Below are 1,275 nucleotides of genomic sequence, written 5' to 3'. Positions count from 1 at the left end.
AGCCAAAGCACTTCAGCATCAGTAAGTGCAAGCGAATCAACTAGCGCATCAGTAAGCTCAAGTCAATCAGCTAGCGCATCAGTATCAGCTAGCCAATCAGCTTCAGCATCTGTAAGCTCAAGCCAATCAGCTTCAGCGTCTGTATCAGCAAGCCAAAGCACTTCAGCATCAGTATCTGCAAGCCAAAGCACTTCAGCATCAGTATCAGCAAGTCAATCAGCTTCAGCATCAGTATCAGCAAGTGAATCAGCTTCAGCATCAGTAAGCTCAAGTGAATCAACTTCAGCATCAGTAAGTGCAAGTCAATCAACTAGCGCATCAGTAAGCTCAAGTCAATCAGCAAGCGCATCAGTATCAGCTAGCCAAAGCGCTTCAGCGTCTGTATCTGCAAGTGAATCAACTTCAGCATCAGTAAGTGCAAGCGAATCAGCTTCAGCATCAGTATCTGCAAGTGAATCAGCTTCAGCATCAGTATCAGCTAGCCAATCAGCTTCAGCGTCTGTATCTGCATCAATTAGTGCTTCAGTATCAGCAAGCACAAGCTTGAGCAACAGCGTATCTGCATCAATCAGTGCTAGCCAATCAGCAAGCACAAGCTTGAGCAACAGTGTATCTGCATCAATCAGTGCATCAGTATCAGCAAGCACAAGCTTGAGCAACAGCGTATCCGCTTCAATCAGTGCTAGCCACTCAGCAAGCACAAGCTTGAGCAACAGCGTGTCTGCTTCAATTAGTGCATCTGAATCAGCAAGCACAAGCTTGAGCAACAGCGTATCCGCTTCAATCAGTGCTAGCCACTCAGCAAGCACAAGCTTGAGCAACAGCGTGTCTGCTTCAATTAGTGCTAGCCAATCAGCAAGCACAAGCTTGAGCAACAGCGTATCTGCCTCAATCAGTGCATCTGAATCAGCAAGCACAAGCTTGAGCAACAGTGTATCTGCATCAATCAGTGCATCTGAATCAGCAAGCACAAGCTTGAGCAACAGCGTATCTGCATCAATCAGTGCATCTGAATCAGCAAGCACAAGCTTGAGCAACAGCGTAAGTGCATCAATCAGTGCATCTGAATCAGCAAGCACAAGCTTGAGCAACAGCGTATCTGCTTCAATCAGTGCATCTGAATCAGCAAGCACAAGCTTGAGCAACAGCGTAAGTGCATCAATCAGTGCATCTGAATCAGCAAGCACAAGCTTGAGCAACAGCGTATCTGCTTCAATCAGTGCATCTGAATCAGCAAGCACAAGCTTGAGCAACAGCGTAAGTGCATCAATCAGT

The 1,275-nt window shown here is 46.5% G+C and carries 1 protein-coding gene; it reads left to right on the top strand.

Translation table 11 applies throughout. The annotated features are described in order from the left end of the window. Positions 1-1,275: hypothetical protein (locus B7708_RS00050; RefSeq protein ID WP_193431728.1), on the top strand; the 1,275-nt coding region annotated here is incomplete at both ends.

This window comes from Streptococcus oralis subsp. dentisani (assembly GCF_002096615.1).
GTDB lineage: Bacteria > Bacillota > Bacilli > Lactobacillales > Streptococcaceae > Streptococcus > Streptococcus oralis_U.
Note: the sequence above shows the minus strand (reverse complement) of the source record. Positions and strands in the feature narration are given on the sequence as shown.